This is a genomic window from Hafnia alvei (assembly GCF_900095695.1).
Classification (GTDB): Bacteria; Pseudomonadota; Gammaproteobacteria; order Enterobacterales; family Enterobacteriaceae; genus Hafnia; species Hafnia alvei_B.
This window is the reverse complement of the sequence record NZ_FMIQ01000065.1, coordinates 1-8453: the sequence shown is the minus strand read 5'-3', so window position 1 is coordinate 8453 and position 8453 is coordinate 1. Positions and strand designations below refer to the sequence as shown.

Genomic DNA, 8453 nt, shown 5'->3' with positions numbered 1-8453 from the left:
CTATGGAAAATAACAGCTCAGAAACGTTGCCATATAGCGCGGTGACTTATATCACAATTGATAAAAACTGTGTGCCAAGCGGTGCGAAAATAGCGAATCTTGGCCCAATAAAAGCCAATGGCTCGTTGGAATTTAGGATCCCCGTTAAGGGCATATTATCCTCATACCGCATTTTAAGCGTATCGGCTTGGAATGATATGGGGGTTCCCGTCGATGTTGATGACAAAACGGCGGAGGTCATTAAAAGCCGAGATGCGGAGTTTATGAAGAGCTGCAAGATAAAACGAAAATAATAGCTAATTGAATTGCAATATTATTCTTATAAGGGATAAGTACACTACATTGAAAATATAGCATTATTTAAGATTGTTAATGGGAGTGATTTTTTAATGCTAAAAAAGTAATTTTCAGCAAGATTAACTATTAGATATTCACTTATGGAAAGAAGGTGTGAATGCTGTCATAACTGATAGTTATATAACAATGAGTGGATGAGATAATATTGAAAATAGAACATATAATATGTAATAATGTGGTCTATAATGTTTTTGACAAATTAACGTCTCACGACCACTAGAGGAGCTAACTATAAAATAGTTAGTACGTAAAAACGATCATTTATAGAACTTGATAATGATACAATCAATTGAAAGCAATGAGTTTTTTCAATATATAAACACTACGTTTCTAGATGGTGATATACCAGTCATCCGCGTAGTGATCATTTTTATTGTATTGCATTACTTTGCGCATTATATAGTCTTCCCATACTTAAATAGAAAAGCGGAGCAACATCAATCATCGCACCTTAAATTTGTTACTCATCATCATCTATTTCATTACGCGGTGCTAACTTTTCAGGGTGGGATTTTATCGGCTCAGCTATCACTGGTTCAAGTATCTGGGGGGAAAATTCTTGGTATCATTATAGCGGGTTCTCATATATGGATGCTGACATTTGCACTACTTACGTTTTACTCTTTTATAGATCTTAGCTTCGATTTATTAAATAACAACAAAAAAATTAGAGTATTACCTTATCGTGGTATTGAGCAGACTCTGAAGTTAGTTGGTGCGCTTCTTTATATTATTTTCTTGGTTTCAATTCTATTGAATAAGTCACCATTTATTCTTCTTAGTGGATTAAGTGCTGTCGCTGCAGTATTGTTATTAGTATTTAAGGATCCCCTCCTTGGTTTAGTTGCGGGTATACAACTCTCCGCCAACAATATGCTAATTACGGGGGATTGGATTGAACTTGATAGACTTGGGGCAAATGGGGTTGTCCAAGATATTGGATTGACTACGGTCAAAGTTCTTAATTTCGACAATACAATTACAACAATTCCAACTTACACATTGGTCTCGGAAGCTTTCAAAAATTGGCGTTATATGGACGAAAACAGGGCTAGGCGGATACAGCGATACATAAATATAGACATTAAAACCATAAAATTTTTGAGTCCTGAAGAAAAAAATTCCATCATCAATAAAGCAGAGTTAACACTGCTAAATGATATTGATTTAAATATCTATAATACCAATATTGAACTATTTCAGAAATATACAAATGAATATTTGACCCAACATAAGTCTATCCATCAGAATATGACCCTAATGGTTCGTCAGTTACAGCCGACGATATATGGACTTCCAGTTGAACTATATGCTTTCACCGAATTGACAGAATGGGTGGCTTACGAAAAATTGCAGACAGAAATCCTATCCCATATAATTAGTGCAATAACATTATTTAACCTAAAAGTTCATGATATTTCATAGCTGGAAATAATGAAAAAACGGTACTCTCTATTACCTCGGTGGAAAATAGCTCGGTCATTTTTTTGTATAATTGAGCATATAATAACTCATGTTTTTTTAGTCAGTATCCTTCTTTGCATAATAAAAAGTAGAGATTTAATTGACAATGACGAAGCCACTAAGCATGCAAATTGCTGAGTAATCTTAAACGCATGATATGTGAGTTCACCACTATCTTTTCGATAAAGACATGCTCAGCTTATGTGATTTATATGTATACATAATTATTAGAGCAGTTATTTCAATGATATATAGCATTATCTTGGGTATCGTGGTAATTCTCAAGAGAAAAATAACACCAACTATCAATCAATTACGAAATGGGTTTTACTCCTTGCTATCAGTTTCATCGTTAATATATAGCATCAATGCAATATTTACATACTATTTTGTCAGTACGGATGCATGCGCTGGACAACTGACATCCTTTCACTGAATCGAATAGCTCATGTTCAATAGCCTCAATCTACAAATATATATATGGATGAACTTAGACTCCGAGTGTTACTTTTTTGCAAAAATCAATGTAGTTCTTACAACCAAACTTAGTTATGATATTACTTCTAAATCTATACGTAGTTTTTGGATTTATCTGCAAGATAGATGATATCGAATATATACTTTTACCTTCCATTATTAAGGAAATAACTTGAGCTTCACGGTATGTCAGATAGTCAGATGGTGTCTCTAATTTATCATTTGTGAACACATCTATATTTTTAACAGAACTGAAAAAATTAGATAGCGGTTGGCGTGAAATAATAGTATGCATAAATGGTACATTCGTAATAGCTCTTTCAGAGAAAGAAATTCTAATTAACTTATCCTTTGATCTAAAATAGGTGCTTATAGCTAATACATTCACGTTTGCGATTCTGTCATCTACAAAAACGATCATTTCATCAAAAGACATGCATCTTAAATAAAACCCTATTTCATTTGACTTTATCCATGTTGGATTATCACAAATATGAGTGAACGCCTGAAATAATAAAATATCATCAGTTAGAACTAAATGTTTCATATCATACCTTGGGAAACATAATTTTTATAGAAAGAAACTCATATGATTTCATGCCATAAATTATTAATTTATCTTCAATTAAGAAATAGCACTTCTAACTATCTTAGTAGTATTAAATCTTGAGGAGAGTACAGAGCATCATCGTTACAGCATGAAATACACTTTGTAGCTCTTATTTTTGAAATCGGAATATTATCATCATCAATTTTCTTTATCGTAAGCAGTTTGCATGTTCCATTTAAGATGACATTATCTCCGACATGCAACAAATTTCTATTTCTATCATAAGCATTCAACATAAAATCCCACCAAATAATTTATTAGTCATTCTCTATTGATACACGAAGCTTTCTTAACGCCTTATTTTCTAATTGCCTTATTCTTTCAGCTGAGACACCATATTCTTTTGCTAGCTCATGCAGCGTAAGTTTCTTGTCATTTAGCCAGCGAGAATGAATGATATGCTGACTTCGTTTGTCTAAATCATTCATTGCTGATCCTAGTTTATGTAATAAGTATTTTTTCCAATCATTAGCTTCGATATCACTAGCAAAATCTGAGTTCCTATCGTGTAAGTATGGAGACAAAATTAATACGTTGTCATCATGGCTACCTGTTTCAAATGCCATATCTGCTGCTGATAATCGCAATTCCATATCAATAACATCTTGTTCAGGTACTTCTAGTTTTTTTGAAATTATGTCTACTTCATCTTTAGTCATCCAACCTAGATGCTGTTGTGATTTCCGTAAGTTGAAAAATAATTTCCGGTGAGATCTTTTAGTTACAACTTTAATAATTCGCCAGTTCCGAAGAACATATTCATGAATAGCTGCTTTTATCCAATGAATAGCGAATGAGGCTAGACGAATACCTAGTTTTGGATCAAAGCGATCAATCGCTTTCATTAGTCCTAAATTTCCCTCTTGAATCAAGTCTATCAGCGGAAGATGATACCCTTTATAATCCTTTGCAATATATACGACAAAGCGTAGATGTGATAACACAAGCCTTTTAATTGCGTATGAATCGCCATGTGAATAGGCCTCTTCGACTAACGCTCTCTCTTCATCGGCACTTAATCTAGGATAGTATTTTATCGTGTTCATATATAAATAAAGAGAGTCGTGGTTTTTAACAAATAACTCACCATTCAGTATACACATTAAAAAATCCTATATGGTTATGCTTGTACCATGCACTAAGATTATGAGTGCTAATAATTATTAACTTTTAAGGAATGAATCATATTCATGGTTTATTCATCGCGTTTTATTCATGTAAAATTCAACTCTTAATCTATATGGTGCTGGCATTATATTAATTGCTCCTATGAATACAAACTTGTAATGCTCATATTTATGATGTGCTAACACTTGAACATAATTATAAATATATATTCGGGATTCCGTTCTTTTATTTTACCGGTAATTCGAAATGCCGGAAATATTGATATCTGTTTTATAGGTAGTACGGTTTTTTTGATTCCGATCAATAACTTTAATATTTACATCAATATTATTGGCGCGCAATTAGTGTATGCGATGACAATTGTTTTTTTAATTTAAAAATTAAAACCACTCTAAAACTTCTGGTATTTGAGTGGTTAATTTACTGATGCAGGCTGAGATGAACAATAAAACTATCGATAAAACAAAAATTAATGAAACATCTATGTGGTATAAGACATGCAGAGATCTGTTGTCTCAAGCTGGGATAAAGATTAATGGAGATAGAGACTATGACATCCAAGTATATAATGATGATTTTTTCAAAAGAGTAATTCAGGAAGGCTCACTAGGATTAGGTGAGAGCTATATGGATGGTTGGTGGGATAGTGATAAACTCGATGAATTCATGTGTAGAATAATAAAAAGTAAAGCTGATGAGTCAATAAAAATCAATATGAAAGATTTATTTAGAATCTTTGCTGCAAAAATTTTTAACATGCAATCTCGCAAAAGGGCCTGGATAGTAGGGAAAGAACACTATGATTTGGGTAATGATTTATTTAACAAAATGCTAGATCCTTATATGCAATACTCGTGTGGTTATTGGAATAATGCCAATAATCTCAAAGATGCGCAGTCGGATAAGTTAAAGTTGATTTGTGAAAAATTAAAGCTAAAGAAAGGAATGACATTACTCGACATCGGTTGTGGCTGGGGGGGGCTTGCTGCCTATGCCTCACAAAACTATGGAGTAAAAGTCTTTGGTATTACTATTTCAAAAGAGCAAAGAGACTTGGCAATTGAGCGCTGTAAATGTCTAGACGTTTCTATTGAGCTTATAGATTATAGAGAGCTAGATATGGAGTTTGACAGAATAGTTTCTGTTGGCATGTTTGAACATGTAGGGCCAAAAAACTATGATGAATATTTCACCATGGTAAATAAAAACCTAAAACCAAATGGAATTTTTTTATTACATACAATTGGTTCGAATGAAACTAAAATTAATGTAGATCCTTGGATTAATAAGTATATTTTCCCTAATGGATGTTTACCTTCAGTAAAGCAAATAGCTGAAGCAAGTGAGCCATTTTTTGTTATGGAAGATCTGCACAATTTCGGCTCTGACTATGATAAAACGCTGATGGCATGGTATGAAAATTTTGAATTTATATGGCCTGATATAAAGGATGAATATAGTGATAGATTTAGACGCATGTTCACATATTATCTTAAGTCATGTGCAGGAGCATTTAGGGCTCGAAATATTCAGCTATGGCAAGTTGTTTTTACCCGAGGTATTGATGGTGGATTACGTGTCCCAAGATAAATACTTTTTAAAATAAAGCTTAATAACATCATTACAGTGATGATTGACCGGAGTAACTGCTCACCGCCGTTTATAGCGCTGAGTGGTTATTGTCCGTGAGTGCCACTACATGACAGTACGGAATTTAGTTTCAGGTATACTTCAGATGGGGACTCTTACAAGACGTACGGCGGAATTTTTAAAATATCTAGTTATTCTGCTTGAAACGTGAATTCTTGTGCTAAGTGCTCTTGTAGTGGCACAGTAAATTTGGGAACCTGAGTAAAGGTGATATTCTTACCTCAACATAAAACAGATGATTTAATGAACAAGAAAACTAAGCGTACTATTGTCATTCCCGTTTTTGCAACACCGAATATGACGATAAGTTGGCTTGCTTGAATCTATCCGGCGTCTGAATGAGATTTAATTCCCACGCTTCGATGAATTCCACGCCTGATAAACCTCCAGAAAAAGAACCGCCACAGACTTCCATTGCGATGGTTATAGCGGAACATACCACCAAAATTCGATTAACTTTGGCCGGGTAAATTTTTTACGGTAAATAGCCTTTCCACGACGGTCTTGGCAATGAATCCGGATCCATACCAATGAGCGCAATGTTTTCCATGATAGTTCTCCGAATGAAAGCCTGTCCTCAGCATAGTACTGGGAAGGAGGGAGTGACCATCTCATTAGTATTAATAAACATCGCAAGCCATCTAACCGCATGCGGCTTTGCTAATTTACTTTGCTATTTGTGAAGGCCAGAATTTCTTCCAGACAAAAGTATTTCACCTCACGACGGAGTTGTCTCCCGTCTAGCGGCTCATTTAAAACTTCAGTATGATCTTTGGGCTGAGTACACATCAAGAGAGGTCACACGCTGGGAGCATCTGGCTGAACTCTACCGCTGTCCGGAATGATCTCCCTTTAACTGGGGGCAGCAAAAAAACTGTATTCGCCACCTGTATCCCCACGCCATGCGGATAGACAGATTTTTTTACTCGCGGAGGAAATGCTCCCCTGGCTCCACAATAGTAAGGTTATTTTTCCCTCTATTGAGGTGATTGAACGAACCCTAGCTGAAGCAACAACGCTTGCCGACAGGGCTGTTTTTTCAGCGCTGACCGCGCAGGGCAGCGGCACCGGACCGTCTGCAGGTATCTGAGGTGGAACAACCTTCACGGGTGGTCTGACTGCTTCATCCTAGGGGAAAATAAACGGTAAAAATGTTCTGCAACATATCGACCGGCTAAATACGATAGAGTCGCTGGCACTACCTGACGGTATTGCGCTTTCCGTGCACCAGAATCGGCTCCTGAAACTCGCACGCGAAGGCAGGAAAATGAGTCGTCGGGATCTGGCAAAATTCACGAATGTTCGCCGTTATGCCTCACTGGTTTGTATCATATTTGAAGCCAGAGCCACATTGACTGACGAAGTTATTGATCTACACGAGCATATTCTGGGCAGTCTGTTCAGCAGGGCAAAACGCACTCAGGCCGAACGACTCCAGCAAAATGGAAAGCTGATTCAGAGCAAACTGAAATAATACGTTACCGTCGGGCAGGCAATAGGGCTCTGTCGCATTACCGTAGGCAAGTCAGCAAAAGTTACGCTGCCTTTTTTATGCAGCCAACAGATCAAATTGTTCCGCGGGTGATAAACTCCCTCCAGTGGAATATTGACGATGCTTTTTGCGTATCATGTGGACTAACTCAATGCCCGCTAATATCGTCTGTGCTCGACGAAATGATTTGAATTCCAACATTGATCGGATTCGACATTTTATATTCGGTGATCCTGTTCAACCAGATTATTCAGGTATTTGCTCTGCCTGACGGTAATCATCCCTTTCGCCGGTGTACGATATTGAGTGTGGCCAGTGCTAACGTCGATTTTCTTCCTGTTGTATCAAAAATGTTGATAGTGAACTCAAACAAGGAGGTGGAATTACCTACTATTGTAATATGTTCGCATTATCTCTGGGAAATCAGAAATGAAAGTCTATGTGATGTAGAGATCTAATTTGGTATGGATGTTAATTTTTAGACTCTAGGTAAGTTATCACTATTCATTCTTTATGATATTAACTTATATCTGCAAGATGTTTATGTATTATTTAAAGATAGTTAGTTGCTGAAACACGTATGAATATCTTACTCGACGTGCAATTTTAGAAACTTCCATTAAGTATTCGTTACTGAGCGAGGTTTTTGTGACGTCATCACGAGTATTTATAGGAAATTAAAGAACTATTCTATTTATTAGCTGTGCTTTCCTATCTGTTGACTATGTTATATAAATACATATTAACAATTGCGAGTAATCTTTACCCTCTCAATAATAATTCGATTTTAAAAAATGCACTGGTATTATATCTAGCTGTTGTAAATAGTTTGATAAGATGTGAGATGGGACATAATTAGTATGTAACAATACTATTATGTAGTGCAATTCTTACGTGCGTCACTCACGACCTACAAAAAAAAGATATATACGACATATCTTCCCTCTTTCATTTGTGTATATTATTTAATTAAATGTTAGCGAGTGAAAGGAGTTTGTGATGTTGATGATATTTGCAAAAAAAATTCTACCAATCATTGGTATATCTTCAATGTTAATGCTTGCTGCTAATGTGACCGAAATAAAACATGCATATCAAAACCATAGTACAGGTTACGACTTATTTAATTATGCAGGTTATAAATATAGTTACCCATCATATAGGTATGCCGGTTATAAATATACTTCTTCATCATATAAGTTAGATAATGCGTTATCTGATAAACTAATGGAGCATCACATTGATCATGGCCAGCGTTACTGTTCATTGTCCCTG

6 protein-coding genes and 4 pseudogenes are annotated in these 8453 nt (G+C 35.6%); 5 read left to right on the top strand and 5 right to left on the bottom strand.

From position 1 onward, the window contains the following. The coding region (locus tag BN1044_RS23620; RefSeq protein ID WP_072309843.1) for a hypothetical protein at nucleotides 1–293 on the top strand (293 nt) is incomplete at its 5' end. 340 nt (nucleotides 294–633) lie between these two features. Then, on the top strand, nucleotides 634–1782 hold the full coding sequence (locus BN1044_RS18070) for a mechanosensitive ion channel family protein (RefSeq protein ID WP_046450520.1): 1149 nt from the start codon (nucleotides 634–636) through the stop codon (nucleotides 1780–1782). A 529-nt stretch (nucleotides 1783–2311) separates the two neighbouring features. Here BN1044_RS18070 and BN1044_RS18065 read toward each other — a convergent pair. The 3 genes from BN1044_RS18065 to rpoH form a co-directional block, all read right to left on the bottom strand. Then, nucleotides 2312–2845: a helix-turn-helix transcriptional regulator gene (locus BN1044_RS18065; RefSeq protein WP_040046853.1), complete on the bottom strand. Its 534-nt coding sequence runs from the start codon at nucleotides 2843–2845 to the stop codon at nucleotides 2312–2314. 98 nt (nucleotides 2846–2943) lie between these two features. Next, on the bottom strand, nucleotides 2944–3144 hold the full coding sequence (locus tag BN1044_RS18060; RefSeq protein WP_072309842.1) for a putative selenium delivery protein YdfZ: 201 nt from the start codon (nucleotides 3142–3144) through the stop codon (nucleotides 2944–2946). Between the two features lie 21 nt (nucleotides 3145–3165). Next, on the bottom strand, nucleotides 3166–4011 hold the full coding sequence (rpoH, locus tag BN1044_RS18055) for an RNA polymerase sigma factor RpoH (protein ID WP_072309841.1): 846 nt from the start codon (nucleotides 4009–4011) through the stop codon (nucleotides 3166–3168). 529 nt (nucleotides 4012–4540) lie between these two features. On the opposite strand from rpoH, the pseudogene cfa reads away from it, so the two are divergent. Beyond that, a pseudogene (gene cfa, locus BN1044_RS18050) lies at nucleotides 4541–5626 on the top strand (cyclopropane fatty acyl phospholipid synthase); the annotation flags it as partial. Nucleotides 5627–6080: 454 nt separating this feature from the next. Here cfa and BN1044_RS23445 read toward each other — a convergent pair. Then, nucleotides 6081–6236: pseudogene (locus BN1044_RS23445) on the bottom strand (IS110 family transposase); the annotation flags it as partial. Between the two features lie 69 nt (nucleotides 6237–6305). Here BN1044_RS23445 and BN1044_RS18040 point away from each other — a divergent pair. Further along, nucleotides 6306–7157 (top strand): annotated as a pseudogene (locus tag BN1044_RS18040) (DUF4158 domain-containing protein); the annotation flags it as partial. 78 nt (nucleotides 7158–7235) lie between these two features. Here the strand turns inward: BN1044_RS18040 and BN1044_RS23140 are convergent. Beyond that, nucleotides 7236–7462 (bottom strand): annotated as a pseudogene (locus BN1044_RS23140) (DDE-type integrase/transposase/recombinase); the annotation flags it as partial. A 715-nt stretch (nucleotides 7463–8177) separates the two neighbouring features. On the opposite strand from BN1044_RS23140, the gene BN1044_RS18030 reads away from it, so the two are divergent. Further along, the coding region (locus BN1044_RS18030) for a hypothetical protein (protein ID WP_139130974.1) at nucleotides 8178–8453 on the top strand (276 nt) is incomplete at its 3' end.